The sequence below is a fragment of the Sphingobacterium sp. MYb382 genome (assembly GCF_037572665.1).
Taxonomy (GTDB): Bacteria; Bacteroidota; Bacteroidia; order Sphingobacteriales; family Sphingobacteriaceae; genus Sphingobacterium.
In genome coordinates this window covers 520,538-539,055 of sequence record NZ_JBBGZT010000024.1, presented here as the reverse complement: position 1 = coordinate 539,055, position 18,518 = coordinate 520,538, and the positions used below count along the sequence as shown (strand labels likewise).

The following is an 18,518-nucleotide window of genomic DNA, read 5'->3' as shown; positions in this document are numbered from 1 at the left end:
GTATTTGTAAATATGTCTTTCTAATTTTAGGAATTGGTAAATTGGTAGATATTTCCATAGGCTCTATTGGTCAACTTTTAACGGTTTCTAGGTGGTATTATATAACGTTAGTCTTTTCGATTTTTTTTTCTATAATAAGTGTTGTTATGGGGTTTTACCTTACGAAAATCATGGGGATTTACGGAACAGCTTTCTCAAGTACTATATGTATAATTTTCTTAGCTTTTTTTCAAGTTTTAATTGTTTGGCAGAGAATGAAAGTTCTTCCATTTAGTAAAGGCACATTAATCATTTTTTGTTTAATTCCACTTATAATGCTATTTGCGGCAGGTATAGATATGATTATCAATCATTCGATATTATCTAGCTTGATAAAAACCCTGCTCTGTTCAATGTTATTTTTTTGTATTATGGTGAAGTATAATGTAAGCATTGAAATTAAGGAACTTTTAATTAACATAAGAAACCGGATTGGATATGAGAAAAGTTAAAATAATTGACTCTTTTTGTCATGGAACGATGCATGAACAATTTAATGCCTCCCTGTTAATCATGTTCTCAACAATTTATCCTAATATTACTTATTATTCTGGTAGAGGGAATCGTTTGAATATATTAAATTTAGTTACGGATTTTTCAAACGTGAGTTTTAGGAATATCTGGATTATAGAGGGAGGGGGGAGATTTGCTTTGGCTTTTAGGTACTTAATTTCTACCATTTATAATTGTTTTTTTTTAATTGTATCTTCACCTAAGGATCTTCTTGTTTTTAATTATAACAATGCATTTTCATTGAGTATGGTTAATCTCATTAATAGAATCTTTAAAAGAAAAGTTTTAATTTTTTGTCATGGTGAAATGGAGTTACTTATTCCTTCTTGTAGTGAAACTGGTATTCTGCATAGACTTCTACAGGGGCGTATTACATCTTTTTTTTTGAATAAGAAAAATGTTCTATGTACAAATCTGTATTTTTTTGTAACAGGAGATATAATTCTTCAAAATTTAATGAAAGTTTTACCAATTCAATTTCATAAGAATTTTTTATCTCTAGATCATGGATATATTTTTGAAAAAAAAGTATTAGAAAAAAAAGAGAGGGAAAAAAGGCTCGTTCTTGGTTGGGTCGGTGTGTTTAATTTGATTAAGGGAGCCAATTTGTTTTGTCAGTTAGCTGATAAATTAGATTTATTAAAAAATGATGATGTTTGTCTTAAAATAGTTGGGAAAATTTTTTTTGATAGAAAGTCGTTGATAAAAAAAGGAATCCAATTATTTTCTAGTAATGGAATGCTTAGCAGGGATGAGTTTAATAAACGTATTGAAAATTTTGATTTTATTGTTTTTTTGTATCCAATAAATACATATAAATTTACCGCTAGTGGGGCAATAATGGATGCGATAGATAAAAGAATTCCTATATTGGCCTTGAGGAATGATTATTTTAGTTACATTTTTGAGAAGTATGGGGAAATTGGTTATTTAGTCGACACTTTAGATGAACTTGTTGGTGTTATTTATAGTCTTAAAGATGATAAAGCATATTTAACTGCTTCAAATTTCGAAGAAATTCAATTATTATTGTCTCCAAAAGCATTAAGCACTACTCTTCGTGAAAAATTAGTTGAAATAAATTGTATATAAGTGACGTTTTATTATCTTATTTTTTTTGTATTATCACTTTTCGTTCTTCTTGAAGGGATAAGATTAGATCGTCGGTTTCTAGGATTAATCTATACTTTATTTTGCCTTTCCTTTTTTTTTCTATCCTTTATTAGATGGGAAACTGGAACGGATTGGAAAAATTATTATAATTATTTTGAGAGTATTGAAAATCTAGATTTTGAAACAGATAGTTATGAACTAGGTTTCCATTACCTGAATAAACTTGTGAAGTTTATTAGTGATGATTATACTGTTTTACTAATTTTTTCCGGTGCTATTTTGTTTTTTTTTCAGAGTATTGCGATTAAACGGATGAGTCCTTATCCACTTCTTTCTCTATTGTTTTTATGGTCAACTCAGTTTGCTAATGTATTGTTTGTTAGGCAATGGATAGCAGTTGTAATTCTTTTTTGTTCAACAGTTTTTATAGAAAAGAGAAAACCTTTTCTTTTTGTAATCTTTGTTCTAATTGCTTGTTCATTTCATCGAACTAGCTTTTTGTTTTTGCTTTCATGGTGGATTTATAATTTAGATTTTAGTAAAAAGAAAATGATTATAATTTTAATTCTTTCCATTTTGGTATCATTACTTTTGACGAAGGTTATGGAATTTATAGCTGGGAATTTAGGTGGTGTTGTACAAGCAAAGTTAGATGGATATCTTGATGAGGATTATAATAGTTCCCAGAAAGAAGAACTAAATATTGTTAGTGTTATGTTGAGGGGATTTTCAAATAAATTATTAATACTAATAACGAGTTTTTATTTTTATAAACGAATTGTTAATGATTTTCCTGTTTTTAAAGGTTATTTAAATATTTATTGGTTTGGGGCAATTGTTTATTTTATGACTTTACCTGTATCTTTGGTTTTAGTTAGGATGTCTTACGCATTTGACTTCTTTCAAATAATACTTGCAGCTTTTATTTTTGCCCAATTTAAGTCTAAACACTCTAGACTTATATTCTTAACTATTTTTTTAATTTATCTTATTTTACGTTTAACACAGACATTAAATGGACCATATATGGAAGAATATGTGCCTTTCAAAACAATTTTAGATTAATATGGAAAAAAAAATTATTGTTGTCTCCGCTGTAAATCTGATTGTAGGGGGAACACTAACAGTATTACATGATTGTTTAAGTTGCTTATCTGAAATAGCAAGTGACAAAAACTATCGTGTTGTGGCCATTGTACATACTAAATCTTTGGCTTTTTACCCTAATATTGAATATATTGAAATTCCATGGGCTAAAAAGTCATGGTTTGCTAGGATGTGGTGTGAATATGTTACTTTAAAGAAAATTTCTAAAAACATTTCGAATGTCTTTTTATGGTTGTCATTGCATGATACCTCACCAAACGTTGAAGCGAAGCGTAGAGCTGTATATTGTCATAATTCTTTTCCTTTTTACAAATGGAGTCTCTTTGATTTGAGATTTAATTATAAGGTTGTTCTTTTTTCATTACTTTCAAAATTTGCATATAGAATTAATATAAAAAGGAATAATTATGTTATTGTTCAACAAGATTGGTTGAAAAAGGAATTTTTGAAAATTTTTGATTTAAATGAATCAAAAATGATTGTAGCTTATCCTAAGGCTTCTGATAAATTTTATATAGAAGGCGTTGATTATGAGAGTGATGGGTATGTTTTTTTCTATCCTTCTTCTGCGTCGACACATAAAAATTTTCATTTAGTATGCGAAGCAGCGAGTAAAATTCCTGAAAATATTAATTTTAAAGTTTATTTAACAATAAATCCTCTTGGTAATAGATATGAGCGATGGCTTTATAAAAAATACTCAAAATTTAATAGGATTAAATTTGTCGGTTTTCTGTGTAAAGAGGAAATGATTGAAATGTATACTAAAGCTGATTGTCTTATTTTTGCATCCAAAATAGAAACATGGGGACTCCCTATATCTGAATTTTCTCCATTAGGAAAGCCAATGTTACTTGCTGATTTACCTTATGCACGTACTTCTTCGCAAGGTAGCCATTTAACTAGTTTTTTTAATGCAGATAATGAAGTGGAGCTTCGGGATAAAATGATTAGGCTTAGTTCTGGAGATAGTGATTTTCTAAGTGTTGTTGATTTTGAGAGTAAAGGTAAAGGTATTACTGTTGACAATTGGTCAAGCCTGTTGTCTCAATTGTTAAAATAGTCATTTGATAGTGTTTTTTAATAGCCTTTTTAATATATTCTTTTTAAGGGAGACTCAATTATTATAATATGGTATTTGTTTTTTATTGTTAATTAATCTTATATTATTCTGGATCTTCTTAATATGCTAACCTAGGAGGTAATTATACTGGCTTATGAAAAAAAAAATATTATTTGTTGCAACTGTAGATGGTCACATTAAATCATTTCATATTCCATACTTAAAATGGTTTAAAGATAATGGTTATGAAACTCATGTGGCATCTAATGGTAATTTATGCCTAGATTTTGTCGATAAAAAATGGCAGATTGATTTTGAAAGATCACCTTTTAAAAGAAAGAACTTTTTAGCATTTAGGCAAATTAAAAAAATAATTACTGAAAATGACTTTTCTTTGGTTACTTGTCACACTCCTATGGCTAGTGTGATTACTCGATTAGCAAGTGTAAAGGCAAGAAAAAAAGGAATGAAGCTTTTGTATACTGCTCACGGATTTCATTTTTTTAAAGGTGCGTCAGTATTTAAGTGGGCACTTTATTTTCCTATTGAGATTTTTTTAACACAATTAACAGATGCTGTTATAACAATAAATGAAGAGGATTTCCGAAGAATTAAAAAATATGGAAATCAGTCTTGTGAGTATTTCAAAATTCCAGGTATCGGGGTAAATTCAAGAAAATTTTATACTTTACCTAAAAAAGTAAGAAATGGGAAGAGGAAAGATTTAGGTTTTGGAGAGAATACTCTAGTTTTTATTTATGCAGCAGAGTTGTCTAAAAGAAAAAATCATGAATTTATAATTCGTGCTATTTCTAAGAATAAGGAAACCTTTGAAAATACTATAGTTTTGTTTGCTGGTAGGGGAGAGTACGAGCATTATTTAAAGAGGATGGTTAAAGAATTTTCATTGGAAAAGGTTGTACATTTTCTAGGATTTAGAACAGATATTGAGGTTTTATTTCAAGTAGCTGATATTGGTTTATCTTCTAGTAAGCAGGAGGGCTTGCCTATAAATACTTTAGAAGAAATGTTTACTGGCCTACCCATTTTAGTCAGTGATGAAAGGGGACATAGGGAGCTCGTTAATAATGGGATAAATGGTTTCTTGTTTTCGCTTAAATCCGATCGTGATTTTGTTGAAAAAGCTAGTATTTTAATAAATGATTCTTCACTTCGTGAATCTATGGGAAAAGAAGCTTCTATAATAGCTAATAATTTTGAGTTAAATATTTGTCTCAAACAAATGGCGGATATCTTTAATAAATTTTTAGGTGATACAAACTAAATATACAATTAGTTTACTCGGTTCTTCGGGCTTTATCGGGCAAAGCTTATTGCAGCATATTAAGAATGCGACAGGCCTATCTTTAAGAGATCCGTCTTGGAAAGCATTTTTGAAGGAAACAGACGTAATTATCAACCTTGTTGGTAAAGCACACGACCATCAGGGAACAGCCACGGAGCAAGATTATTACGATGCGAATGTTGAGTTAGCAAAGGAAGTTTTTGAAGCCTTTAGCGCCTCGGATGCTAAATTGCTTATTCACGTAAGTTCATTAGCGGCGCTTGAGGAATTTGAATCTAGTGAAGCTTTAACAGAACAGGCTACTTCCAATCCTACTTCTTGGTATGGAAAGTCTAAGCGAGCTGCAGAAGAGTGGTTATTAGCTCAAGAATTAGCAGAAGATAAAAGGCTTATTATTCTTAGACCTCCTATGGTACATGGAGCAGGAGATAAAGGCAATTTAGGTTTGTTATACAAGTTGATATCTAAAGGAATTCCTTATCCATTAGCGGTATTTAATAACGAGCGATCTTTTATTTCTATTGATAATTTCTGTTTCTTTATCCAGCAATTGTTAGAAAAGAGAGAGCGGATTGAATCTGGAATCTATCATATTTCGGATGATGAGTCTATTGCAACATCAGATATCATTCAAATTATTAAGTCTGTCACGGGAAAGAATACGATGAAATTAGTTATCCCCAAGAAGTTAGTCGAATTGCTCGCAAGGTTTGGTGATATTATTCCTATTCCTCTTAATTCAAAGAGACTAAAAAAAATGACAAGCAGTTTAGTAGTCTCCAACCAAAAGATCAAAACAGCTTTAGGTATTGAAAAGCTACCGTTGACTGCTGAGGAGGGACTTATTAAAACAATTCAATCTTTTCGTGGTCTATAATTGTGACCATCTAAATTACTATTGACCAAGAGATGATTTATATTTTAATATTTATAATACTATTTGCCGTTGAGTTGGCTTACTTTCGAATCGCTGACCGATTTAACATTATCGACCGACCAAATGAGCGTTCCTCACATAGTACAGTTACTTTGCGTGGCGGAGGAATAATCTTTTATGTTGCTGTTCTTCTATATTTCGTACTATCAGGTTTTCCTTATCCTTGGTTCTTTCTGGGATTGACGTTGATGACGTCTATATCTTTCTTGGATGATGTTTTCACCTTGTCGAATAAGCTACGTTTGCTGATTCATTTCAGCTCCGTATTGCTGATGGCCTATCAGTTAGATTTGTTTGCTATGCCTTGGTATGTGCTGTTGATTGCGTTTGTCGTGGCTGTTGGGGTTATCAATGCATATAACTTTATGGACGGCATTAACGGTATTACGGCCAGTTATAGTCTTGCTGTAGGAGGACTATTGCTATTGGTAAACCAAACTGTAAGTTTTGTTGAGCAAGATTTGTTGATTTATACCCTTCTGGGTATTGGGGTGTTTGCCTTTTTCAACTTTCGTAATAAAGCAAAATGCTTTGCTGGTGACGTAGGATCTGTAGCCATTGCCTATATTTTATTGTTTGCTCTAGGCGCCTTGATGTTGGCTACAGGAGAGTTCTTGTACATTCTATTCTTGTCCGTTTATGGTATCGATGCCGTATGGACTATCGTTCGACGATTGGTGAGAAAAGAGAATATTTTTCAAGCCCATCGTTCGCATTTATATCAGTTTTTAGGCAATGAGGCAAAAGTTAATAAGCTTCTTGTATCTTTTCTTTATGGCGCTGTTCAATTCTTAATAGGGCTACTCGTTATTCAGTTTGTTGAAGAAGAATTAGTTACCAAATTATTTTTCGCTATTTCTCTTCTTACTGGAATGAGCATACTTTACCTTGTTGGGAAAACATATGTTATCCGTCGCTATTTCGTAGGTTAAATATGAGTAGACCTCCTCCCTAAAAAACGAATATTTTAAAAATAAAGAATTTGGATCTGAATTACTAATTTTAAATAAGAGGAAAAACGTTGAAAAGATTGGAGTTTAGCAGAAGTAGAGATTGCCTTTGTAACCACGCAGTCTTAGGCAGGAACTCGCGTTGATGAATTCTGTCGTAAGATACGTATTAGCGAAGTGACATTTAATAAACGGAAGCATAAATAAGGTTGTTTAGGTATTTTTGAACTACGCAAGTTACGTCAATTAGAAGGGAGAATGCACCGCTTGAAAAACTTGTTGCGGATTTGATTCTAGATAAGTAAATGTTACAAGTGTCTTAAAAAAGTATTGAGTTCTCCCTAGCGTCGCAAAATAGTTAAGGGTGTGCTTTCTGATTATCGAGTTTCCTTGAGTAGAGCCTGCTAAGTGTCACTTTTGAATAAATCTGTGTGGTATTATAAAAGCTCTAAGCGTTTTATACTTCGCTACACTTAAGAATACGAAATATTGCGGAGTATCGGGTTAAATATTTGCTTTGATGGGTTTATGTACTTTTGCGACACATAGGATGGCCAGATAATCATAAAATGGTTTATCGTATCAATATAGAAAAAAGATTAAACTTGAGTAGGAAGCCGCCTTAGAAGTTGCAGGCCTGCCTCAGATAGATTCGAAAGACCTATTTTTTTTAATTTGCACGATTGCTTGGGAATAGACTTTTTATCGGGCTCTCTATTTGACGGCAAGAAAATCCGGTGCTTAACTATGGTGTATAATTATAGCATAAATGTGTACCAATTCATGTAGGACAAAGTATCAAAGGCTATCAAGTTGTTGAAGTGATAGAACAGGTGAGGTTATTTAGTGGTGACATATCCAAGAAAATTCAAGTTGATAGGGGTTCAGAGCTTATCTGAAAAGAAATGGATCGTGGTATCTATGAACAAACAATTGAGCTTGTTTTCTAAAAGATAGGAAATCCAACTGATAATGCGTGTATTGAGTTGTTCAATGGCGGGGCTGTGATGAATGCTTAAATACGAAATTGTTCCTTTCATTGGAGAGAGCCAAACAAAAAATATAGGATTGGCGGTTAGAATATAACACATTTAGCTTTCACAGCTGTTTAGGGGATTAAACAGCTGAAATGTTTATAGATAAACAGTCGAATTTTCTACTTTTAAATAGCCCTAAGAATGGTAAGAGTTCATTGAAGTGTATCTTTATTCAATGTTTGAAAATGGGGAGGGCTTTATTTTTTCTTTAAAATAAGGATAGAAATTGACTTTTTCTTTTATTCCAAAGCATATTCGTGTAAGTTGAAATTGACTTAACACAATAAAGAATAATATTGACTGAATATATGTAAATACCATTATCATAATAAAGAAGTTGTAAGAGTCTAATGCTATTTTGTCAATTAAATATGTATTTAAAAAAATCAAAGGATGGTGAACAAGATATATCACCAAAGAGCTATTTACTAAAAAAGTTATTACAGAAGATTTTTTTATTTCTAGATTTTTAAAATAATTGAAGATAAAAAGCATAAGGTAAGCTATACTATAAGCATAAATTATTATCAAGAGTATTCTATTCAATGGATTTATTTCAGAAAAATTTACACTGCGAACAATGCTATTTAGAGTAATAAAAATAAAGGTTGAAGTTAAACCTAATAAATTTGATAATTTATAAGATTTATAAAAAAGCAGGGAGCCAAGAATAGAGATAGTTGTATTCCTAGGAATGGATGATAGTAAGAAAAAACGAACCTGTTCTCCATATGTACCTTGTAAAAAAGGAGCGTGTTCGTTAAGTTTTGTATAAATTAATAAAAAGGTTAATAGTAAGCTTACTATTATAAAATGTGGAATATTATTAATTAAATCTATTATTTTCTTTATTAGCGGGTAGTAAAAATAGTATATTAATGCTACAGCACTGAGGGTAATCATAAACCAAAGATGTGACGTTGTTCTTAATGGATTATCTTCGATAATTAAATCATACGTATAAATAGTAAGAGGGAGTATAAATATAAGGCTCGTTACCAAAGGATAAAACAATCTTTTTATCCTATTTTGCCAGAAATATTGTGCCCCTTTGTTTTCAATAAGGTAAGAACTGAAAAAACCAGAGAGAAGAAAAAAAAACTCCATCCTAAATGAGTGTGTAATTGATAATAAATTGTGGAGCAGAATATTATTTGTATCAACCTTAGTGATTATTTCAGGTGTGTCAAAAATAAGAGCTATATGGAAGGCGGGGCCAATTAACATTAAAATAGCTCTAAATAAGTCAAGCCCCACGTATCGTTTAAGTTTATTGCTCATTAAAAAAAAAGATTTTTCAATTACAGAGAGTACTGTTTAATTTTACAAATGTACTATTTTCTTAATACTTATTCTTGTTGTAATACGTACTTTTAAGCAAAAATGGAGTTTTTATAGAAAAATTGAAGTTTCCCATTTTCAAATAGTAAATGTTTTAGTGGACTAATGGATATAAAGATTGATTCCACCGGTTTGGTTATGTCTGTTGTTGATGACTAGTATAGTCTATCTTAAAGTTTGACTCTTTTTTCTATTTCATAGCAAATTGTCTAGTCTAATTTTACTAAAATAGATTTTAAATCCTTTTGTGATATATCTGTTTATGCTAAAATATTAGTTTTGAATAACGACTTGATTGTCCTTTTGTAAGTCGTAATAGTAGTGTAGACATCGATTCATACAGAAAATTTTACATGCTTTATAAATGTCGATTCCTTGCTTTTTTATAACTTAATACGAAAACTCTTTGAGTTCAGAGAATGTTAAATATTTTTTAGTTGTCTTGTTTAATATACAGTTGTCAATATGTAAGTTGATAAACATTTATTTTTATGCTAGCTTTTTCTTTTTGAAGAAGATTGAGTAACTCCCGATTCTGAAATTCCATGCTCTCGAAGCTATATTTTGTATCCTTTAATTCACAAGCTTTTGAGAATACTTACTATTTGGAACTCTGAAATTTTCTCTCCATTGAAATTTTTAACAGACTAAATGTAATGTTTTTAATTTGTTTGAAAAAAGAGAAATGTTTGCTAGAATACGAAGTCTTTATTTAAAAAATCATGTTGGAATGTCTTTGATGTGAAACTTATAAAACAACAAAATGATCTTCAAATTTGAAAAAATCAGTTTTTGGATTGCCGGAGAATACTATGCAGGCACTTAAAACGGAGAGTTTTGTTTTTTCGTTACTTTAAGAGGTTGAATTATAGCCGCATGTGCGGCCCATTTACTGATTGCTATTTCATTTTCTGTCATGCTAGTAATCCTGTAAGTATTGCTTTCAATTTTTGTTCTAAAAAGGGCTTCAAACCAAGTACATGAAGCAATATATCTTCCCTTGTCTAAGCTTAAATGATAACCATCTCTCGTTAAATCATTACCTAAAGAAGTGTTCCTAGCATTTTGTATTGCAGTGCCAGACGGAATAACTCGATATATTGGTATTAACTTTTTTGCCTTATCATAACTAGAAACGAGTGCCTCGTACATCTTTACTTGATCGTTATCATATCGTTTAAAACCTTGATGATTAGATTTAGGGCCATAGGCCCAGGTTTGATGTAAAAGGTATTTGGTGTTGTAATATGGGTTGTTTTTTGAAACGTAATCGTACAATTCAGGTAATAGTTTTTCAAAAGTTGAATAGATTCCACCTTCATAGCTTACTTGTTGAAAGCTTATGTAATCCCAATATTCATCATTTAATGCTTCATAAATCGATGTTTTTTCTGTAGTTATTTTTATTCCGTTTATTTCTATTTTTCTGTAACTATAGTTTGGAAGATTACCTCTTACATTTTGAATATGGTCTGAAAGACTGGAACCACCTATATAGAGATTACCTATCATTATTTGTTTGTTACTGGCAGAGGCTAAATTATATAGATGTTCTTCAAGAGCATCCTCAGAGAAGCTATTTCCAATAGCCAAAATGCGGACTAAATTGCTTTTTCCGACAGTCACTACGCACGAATCAACTTCATTCAATTCAGGAATTTTAATGTAAATGGTACTTTTTCCTTCATTTTCTGCAGTAAAAGAATATGAAATAGAATCTACACTGTATTCATTTATAACGTTTTTGTCAGATATTCCCCATTTTAATTCATAATCAAAGGGAATGTTTTTAAGAAGTGTAAGAGTAGCTGTATCTCCCGGTTTTAATGTTAATGTATGAGTGTTTAGCTCAAACGGTTTATTTGCATCTTGTTTTTTATTGCAAGAATACATTGAAAGAAAGACCATTGAAAAGGTCAGATATAGCAGGTATTTCATCCGTTGGAATTTGATAACAAATTAAAATATTTTTTTACTAAAAATACCCTTGTTTCTAAAATATTTTGGCGGTTTAATTTTCTAGTGTAAATCTTTTTGTCCATAAAATAAAAAATGTCCCCATTTGTTTTATCAAATGGGGACGTTTTTTATTTTGACTTATTTATGAGCGCACGAATTTCGTCTTCAGTGAGTTCTTGATATTTCTCTAAATAGTCTTTGACAATAAAAACCTGCTGCGCTCCGATTTTAGTCAGCGGAACAATAAACTTATTGCGAGGTGGTTTACGGAGTAGGTTGGTTATTTCACTAGGGTTTCGTGTTTCCAGCTGCTTGTCCATTTTTCCAAGTAGAATTGCTGAAGTCGTTGGCACATTAACTTCGGCTTCTTGGATTAGTTTGTCCAAGTTCTTTGCAAGTAGTGCACGATAATCACGAGTTGGTGTACCTATTTTTTTACGTCGTAGAATGACGACTTTCGTTTTCTCTGGAAGACGATCATAGGCCGGTATTGGGAAGTTCGGGTCAGCGAACTCATAATACGTAATACCGAATAAATCAGCGATTTTAATCATTTTGGCCAAGGTTAGGCTCACGTCTCCACGAATAATGGCCCGAACATTATCCGTGTTTGACTTTGTCATTTGCGCAAGGTCCGCTGTACTTAGCGAGGTTTCTTTGAGGTACTTGGCTACCTGTTCCCCATATTTACGGGGAGTGTTTAATTCTTTTCTCATGATTCTAGAACATAAAGGTTTGAATAATCTATTAATTTTTTTATATTTGATATAGGCGATTGCATAGCAACGCTCGTAATTAAATAGCGCACTACATTCCAAAAAAGACGCTTCCTTTTATAGGATTATCTTTATTTAAACGTTTCCAATATTTATTTCAGAGCATTTTAAGTGTAAAGCTTGATTTTAAAATCAACGGGGCAGTGCTTTACGGTAGACGATCATAAAAATTTGTTACGCAGGGCGTACAATAAACAAACCAATGGCGCTTGTTGAACCAATTTTATCGTTTCAGTCCCTTAATAGAAGAGCATCTATCTTGCTGTTTAGTGTGCTCATTGCATACTAAACAGCAAGGGAATAAAATTGAACACCTAAGGTGTCAAGCAAAGCGGCCTAGAGCAATCAGAAATGGAGCATTAGAAGAGTATCTATGTATGATGATGTTTCCAATACCCACTCAAAAGCCGCGGCCAGCTACAAATACAACGTACGAAAAAAACCATGTAGGTCAATCGTTAGATTTAGTACGGTCTGCAGACTAAAAATACTAATCTTTCTGCAACTTTGCAATGATTTCTTTGTACGGGGCGCTACTGGTTAGGAAGTAGCGCCAGGTAGCTGGTTTTTTATTATTGAAATAGCGTGTTTTATTGTTCCTGGGGCTAGTTTTTTAACAATATAGGACTGAAAGGCATAGTTTAATAATAAGTCACAAAATAAAGGTCATCAACTAATTGATGACCTTTATTTTGTAGAAAAAACGATTACCACTGAGGGTTTTGTGTTAAATTGTTTGGGTTTTTAGCAATTTCGTTCATCGGTATTGGCCACAAGTAATCCCTTTCAGGGTCGAATTTTCGTAGTTTGGCATCTTGTAAGATGATATAGTTTCGACTGTCGACGGGTGTATTTGGCGACCAAGCTTGACCTGAATTTGTTAAATATTCCGAAAACAGATAGCTCCCGTATAGTGTTTCGGGGAGTTCAATTTCGGCCGTTTTCCAACGGATAAGATCCCAGTAGCGGAATCCTTCAAAGGCTAATTCTACCCTTCTTTCTCTCCGTATTTCTTCTCGCATGCTAAGGCCATATGTTTGTATAAAGGCATTCGTGAGTTTTGGGATAGATTGGAAATTAGGCTCCGTAGTTGTGCCAATATTAACTTGAGGTAGGCGAGCTCTAAGTTGATTAATCGTTTTGTTCAATAGCTCATCAGAAATAGTCTCCTCAAGCTCATAGATAGTCTCCGCGTAATTGAGTAAAACTTCCGCATAGCGTAAAACAGGCTTATCGATAAACGAAGCTTGTAAGCCCCAGTATGTTTTGTTGGCATATTTACGGATAGCAAATCCACTTCGTTGAAGGTTTGGATGAGGAAGGTTGTATGCTCCACTTGTTATATATTCATCACCTTTTTTAAATAACGTAAAGCTCATGCGCGGGTCCTGTTTACTGAAATAACCGGCATGCGTTGTTTTTGCATTAGGCTCCGTATACAAAGGAGACTTCTTTTTAGGTAAACCGTCGGCCATTAAGTAACTATCTACAAAGTTTTGTGTGGCGACAATGTTGTTGCCTTCATAAAAACGTTGTACTGGAGTCGTAATAATGTTGTTCTCTCGTGTTTGGCCGTATACACGTACAATTATATTTTCTTTATTAGCGCGGCCTTCTCCTGCCTCTTGGAAAAGGTTGAAATATGCATTATTGAGAACTTCCTTTGCGGTACCTGCTGTAGGTTGAGAAAATATCGCATGATCACCCGTATTTATAACCGCTTCTGCAGCATCTTTAGCTAGGTTAAGGTGTTTTTTATAATCACCATATTGGTGAAACTTGGACCTCGTTCCTTCGAATAGGGCTACACTACTTTTGAAACTTAGGGCTGCTGTTTTAGAAATGCGCCCATATTCTTTGCTGCTATTCAGTTGGTCGGAAGTTCGTAATACGCTTATCGCAAAGTCTAAATCTGAATATATTAAGGTTAATACTTCCTCTCGGCTAGCGCGAGGAAGAAAGATATCTGGATCATCAACGAGCATTGTCTTTGTAATCAGCGGCATTCCTCCAAAGCGTTTAAAAAGTTCGAAATAGTACCAAGCTCTAAAAAAACGAGCTTCACCGATATACCAATTCACTTCTTCTGCTTTTCCGCCGTTTTGCAGCACTTGTGCTGATTTTTCTATTAATTGATTTGCTTGATAAATTCGATAATAGTCATAATCGTTGCTTGTTGCGGGAGTGACTCTGGATCCATCGCTAATGTTGTTGCCCGTACTATTCGGATAGGCATCGGTTGACCAGTTGTCTTCCGTGACATCTGAATTTGTAAGTCCCGGTAGGGTCGAATAAAAGTAATTGGCCGCTAGTCGTAAATCGGATACTGTATTCCAATAGTTCTGGTTGCTAATATTAGCCTCTGGCGATGTGTCAACGGAGCAGGAACTATAGAAAATTGCTAGGCATAAAAATTTAACGAGTTGTGTATGTAGGTTTTTCATAAGAATAGAAATTAAAAATCAACGTTTAGACCGAAAGAAATAGTAGTTGTAAATGGATAAGGAGATACTTTATTATCTTCAGGCTTCATTTCCGGATCGATAACACCTTTGTAAATGCCGAGCTTTGAAATTGTCAATAGGTCTTCGCCAGAGGCAAATAAGCGTATACGAGAAAAAGGTAATGCTTTAAATGTTTCTTTTGTTAAAGAGTATCCTATCTGTATGTTCTTCAGTCGGGCATAGGCTCCATTCATAAACCATTTATCCGAATCTTGGAAATTTTGGTTTCCTTGGAGGTAAGGTCTTGGATAGGCTGCATTTCTATTTTCTGGTGTCCAATAGTCCGTTTGAAAACTCATAGGAAGGTACCAAGAGTAAAGCTGCGGTTGAATAAGTTCATTACTAGGCTTAAATTTACGTTTAGCAATTCCTTGAATAAAGAAGCTTACATCAAAATTTTTGTAGTTTAGGTTGACGTTTAGGCCATATTGGTAGCGTGGGTTTGTATCACCTAGGTAGCGTAAGTCCCCCGAATCATCGACAGTATTTTTTCCAGGGCTGATTTCTCCATCTCCATTAACATCTATGTATCGGATATCTCCCAATCCAGGTACGCCCTCAACATTGAGTAGCTTTTGGTAGCTAGGCGCATTTTCTAGCTCCTCCTGATTTTGAAAGTAACCGTCGGTTTGGTATCCCCAGATAGATTTAAGGGCAAACCCTTCTACTGTTTTATTGACCCCTGGTGAAATGATATTGCTTGCTCCTCCGAAGTAGATGAGCTTATTCTTATTATCAGCCATACTCAGCGCAACGTTATAGCTGAAATTGGTTCCAATTTTATCCCTATAGCTTAATGCGGCCTCCCATCCCCAGGTTTTCAGTTTTCCTTCATTTGATTTAGGAACACGGATGCCGATGGTATTTGGGTATGCTACAGAAACAAGCATATTGTTGTTAAATTTATTGAAATAATCAAAGCTCCCGCTCAGCTTGCGGTTTAAAAGGCTGAAATCAAAACCGTAATTTCGGGTTTCAATGGTTTCCCATGTTAAATTTGTCGCCGGTATCAAGTTTTGATATACATATGTTTGACGTCCATCGCCGAGGATAAGGTCTGTTTTAATCGTTAATTGTCCGATGTAATCATAATAACCAATGCCAAGGTTTGAGGCTACTTTCCCCCAGGATACACGTGGCTTTAGTTCGTTGATATATGTACTGAATTTATTAAACCAGGGCTCTTTGTGGATATTCCATCCCGCAGAAAATGAAGGAAATACTTTAATTCTTTTATTTGGTGATAAGCGAGAGCTTTCATCACTCCGTACTGTAGCTTCAAAAAGATATTTTTCCTTAAAGTTGTAATTGAACCGCCCGAAATAAGATTGCATTTTTTCTGTATCTATTTCTTGAGAATGACTTTTGTTGGCCGGATCGGCCGTGAAATTTAAACTAGGGTTATCATTAACGTATAGATTTTTTGTCGATGCGGTAATTTGTTTACGTACATAGTCGTAAAACTGGTAACCCGCCATAATATGAAAATTGTGTTTCGCGCTGATTTTTAGGTCATAATCTAGAATAGCATGGTAGTTTTGTCTGAGACTATTTCGGTTCTGAATAGAAAAATTGTTAGGGTTATTTAATTGGCTCGCGCTATTCGATTGAGGGCCGGAGTAATACGTGACTGTTCTACGGAAATTTTGATTCTCTAAGCGAGTATCTTCTCTGCTGTACATGAACCGTGCTGTTAAACCATCAATAAGGTTATCTATAGTCGCTGTGACCGTGTTGAAGTAAGTCCCCTTTTTATCGGTGTTAAAGCCTCCATCTTTAAGTAGCGCATAGCCAAAGGCCGATGAGGTACCGTTTCGATAGTAGCTGCCATCCTCGTTGTAAATCGGGAAACGCATACGTGAAGAAAATAGTTGACGTAGGATGCCGTTTCCACCACCTTCAAGCCCATAGCCACCATCTTGAGGATTATCTGTGGATTGTTGTGTATATGTAGACCCAATATTTAATTTTAAAAAGTTCGTTATCCGTGCCGATAGGTTGACCCGTGCATTGGTGCGGGAATATTTATCATCACCGACTTTAAACATGCCGTTTTGTGACATGTTGCCCAAGGAAGCCATGTATGCTATTTTTTCATTGGCACCCGAAATTTGTACATTATGGTTATATATTGTGTAATAGTCTTTTACAACCATATCGATAAGGCTTTCTTGGTTGTAGGTGTGCCATAGTCCATTATCGCCCAATACGAAAGATGGGCCATTGACGGCATAGAATAAATCTTCTTCGGAGTATTCTGGATTAAGTCCTGCATTGGCGCGTGCAAGATTTACATAGTTCATTTCATCAATTAAGGATAGTCGTTTTGGAATATTTCCCGGTCGTTGAATCCCTAGATTACTGGATAGGTTGATTCTTGGTTTACCTATTTTTCCAATTTTGGTGGTCACTAGGATTACGCCTCCGGCAGATTGTGCTCCATAAATAGCTGTAGCTCCACCATCTTTAAGGATGTTGATATTTTCTATATCTGCAGGATTTAATGCGCTAAAGCTTTCTTGAGAGCTTATCACACCATCGATAACAATGAGTGGCGGCACATTTCCGTTGGCGGATGTTTCTCCACGAATCTGCATACTTAACCCCTGACTGCCAGGCCTACCAGAGTTTCTTGTCACCACCAAGCCTGGAGCAGCTCCTTGCAACATGTTCACGATACTCGGCGAAGGGCGGTCTTGCAATAATTTGCTATCAACCTGAGATACGGCGCTTGTTATGTTTGTTTTTTTCTGTGTGCCGTAACCGACAACAACTACTTCCTCAATCTGATCTTGTTGCTGGTTTAACACCACCATCGATACTGCTGAAGCGATTACTTCTTTATCGGTATAGCCTATGCTTGAAACCGTTAGCAGCGCTGTTAGGCTGCTAACCTGGAGTTTAAACCGGCCTTTTTCGTTCGTTTGTGTTGCATTTTTTGTTCCCTTTTCGGTAATGGTTGCGTTCTCTATAGGAACCCCATTGTGGTCTACTACCAAACCATTAACCGCAATTTGTGTGGTTGTAACATTTGTCGTTAATCGTTGGTGGTCAGTGTTTTTTGCTGCATGTACTGAAAACATAGGCAAGAAAATTACAAGGACAGCAACGGTTTTCCAATGCAAGGGGATTTGCATAGGTTTTGCTAAATTAAAGTTCATAATCGTATTATATTTGGTTTTTATCTAGTTAATATACAGTGGTTTGTGTTGTTTTTCATCGACGGTGTTATTAACAATCGATTGTTTTATCTACGAAATCGATTTCTGAAGATAATCACGGCTTGTTTTGTAATTGTCTGAATATTAGTTTTTTATTTTGTCGGCTGTTAGGAGGATAACTGTCTGGAAAAGTCCTTCCTAGAAGAATATAAAGTTGTATTTTCGTAAAAAAACAACTTTATGAAACCATCACAAATAGTTGGCGGCATCGCAGAGGACCATCGTGGTCATATTCGATTTGTAAATGATTTTGATATGAGCGAAGTCAAGCGTTTTTATATTATTAAAAATGCCGACACAGCGTTGGTGAGAGGCTGGCGTGCACATCGCACGGAGCAGCGTTGGTTTTATGTGATATCAGGTTCTTTTACCGTTGATATTGTGAAGATTGATGATTGGACAACGGCTAGCCAAGATCTTCCTGTCGAACGACTGCTTTTGAAATCGGACGATATGCAAGTTTTACATATGCCAGTTGGATATGGCACTGCTTTTCGTGCTTTGGAGCCGAATAGCGAGCTTTTAGTCTATGCGGATTTTGGTATTGACCACGCCAAGACTGATGACTATACCTATCCCGTTGATTATTTCCAAAATCGTAAGGAAGATTAGTCTATACGATGTTCATAAAGACGCCTAACCTAACGGCTTT

12 protein-coding genes and 1 pseudogene are annotated in these 18,518 nt (G+C 34.2%); 8 read left to right on the top strand and 5 right to left on the bottom strand.

Annotated features, from left to right (window positions below):
* Positions 1-477: 477 nt before the first annotated feature.
* The 7 genes and pseudogenes from WH223_RS12965 to WH223_RS20120 form a co-directional block, all read left to right on the top strand.
* The gene (locus tag WH223_RS12965; protein WP_340048146.1) at positions 478-1,644 is read left to right on the top strand and encodes a hypothetical protein; all 1,167 of its coding nucleotides are present in this window, start codon (positions 478-480) and stop codon (positions 1,642-1,644) included.
* On the top strand, positions 1,645-2,730 hold the full coding sequence (locus WH223_RS12960) for an EpsG family protein (RefSeq protein WP_340048145.1): 1,086 nt from the start codon (positions 1,645-1,647) through the stop codon (positions 2,728-2,730).
* A gap of 1 nt (position 2,731) precedes the next feature.
* Entirely contained in the window at positions 2,732-3,835 is a 1,104-nt protein-coding gene (locus tag WH223_RS12955; protein ID WP_340048144.1) for a glycosyltransferase, read from the top strand.
* Between the two features lie 154 nt (positions 3,836-3,989).
* Entirely contained in the window at positions 3,990-5,120 is a 1,131-nt protein-coding gene (locus WH223_RS12950) for a glycosyltransferase family 4 protein (RefSeq protein ID WP_340048143.1), read from the top strand.
* The gene (locus WH223_RS12945) at positions 5,107-6,018 is read left to right on the top strand and encodes an NAD-dependent epimerase/dehydratase family protein (protein WP_340048142.1); all 912 of its coding nucleotides are present in this window, start codon (positions 5,107-5,109) and stop codon (positions 6,016-6,018) included. The genes WH223_RS12950 and WH223_RS12945 overlap by 14 nt, the downstream gene beginning before the upstream one ends.
* A 32-nt stretch (positions 6,019-6,050) precedes the next feature.
* A complete protein-coding gene (locus WH223_RS12940; protein WP_340048141.1) occupies positions 6,051-7,010 on the top strand; it encodes an MraY family glycosyltransferase in 960 nt (319 codons plus the stop codon).
* 150 nt (positions 7,011-7,160) lie between these two features.
* Positions 7,161-7,330: pseudogene (locus tag WH223_RS20120) on the top strand (IS3 family transposase); the annotation flags it as partial.
* Positions 7,331-8,233: 903 nt separating this feature from the next.
* Here WH223_RS20120 and WH223_RS12935 read toward each other — a convergent pair.
* The 5 genes from WH223_RS12935 to WH223_RS12915 all read right to left on the bottom strand — a co-directional run bounded on the left by WH223_RS12935 (position 8,234) and on the right by WH223_RS12915 (position 17,728).
* Positions 8,234-9,346, bottom strand: a complete 1,113-nt coding sequence (locus WH223_RS12935; RefSeq protein WP_340048140.1) for an acyltransferase family protein — start codon at positions 9,344-9,346, stop codon at positions 8,234-8,236.
* An 882-nt stretch (positions 9,347-10,228) separates the two neighbouring features.
* Positions 10,229-11,344 (bottom strand): DUF4886 domain-containing protein, encoded by a 1,116-nt coding sequence (locus WH223_RS12930; RefSeq protein WP_340048139.1) that lies wholly within the window; start codon positions 11,342-11,344, stop codon positions 10,229-10,231.
* Between the two features lie 149 nt (positions 11,345-11,493).
* Entirely contained in the window at positions 11,494-12,081 is a 588-nt protein-coding gene (locus tag WH223_RS12925; protein WP_340048138.1) for a helix-turn-helix domain-containing protein, read from the bottom strand.
* 767 nt (positions 12,082-12,848) lie between these two features.
* Complete coding sequence (locus tag WH223_RS12920) at positions 12,849-14,585, bottom strand: RagB/SusD family nutrient uptake outer membrane protein (RefSeq protein WP_340048137.1); 1,737 nt, start codon at positions 14,583-14,585, stop codon at positions 12,849-12,851.
* Between the two features lie 11 nt (positions 14,586-14,596).
* Positions 14,597-17,728, bottom strand: coding sequence for a SusC/RagA family TonB-linked outer membrane protein (locus WH223_RS12915; RefSeq protein ID WP_340048136.1), 3,132 nt, complete (start codon positions 17,726-17,728; stop codon positions 14,597-14,599).
* 318 nt (positions 17,729-18,046) lie between these two features.
* Between WH223_RS12915 and WH223_RS12910 the strand changes: the two genes are divergently transcribed.
* Positions 18,047-18,478, top strand: coding sequence for a WxcM-like domain-containing protein (locus WH223_RS12910; protein ID WP_340048135.1), 432 nt, complete (start codon positions 18,047-18,049; stop codon positions 18,476-18,478).
* The last annotated feature ends 40 nt before the right edge of the window (positions 18,479-18,518 follow it).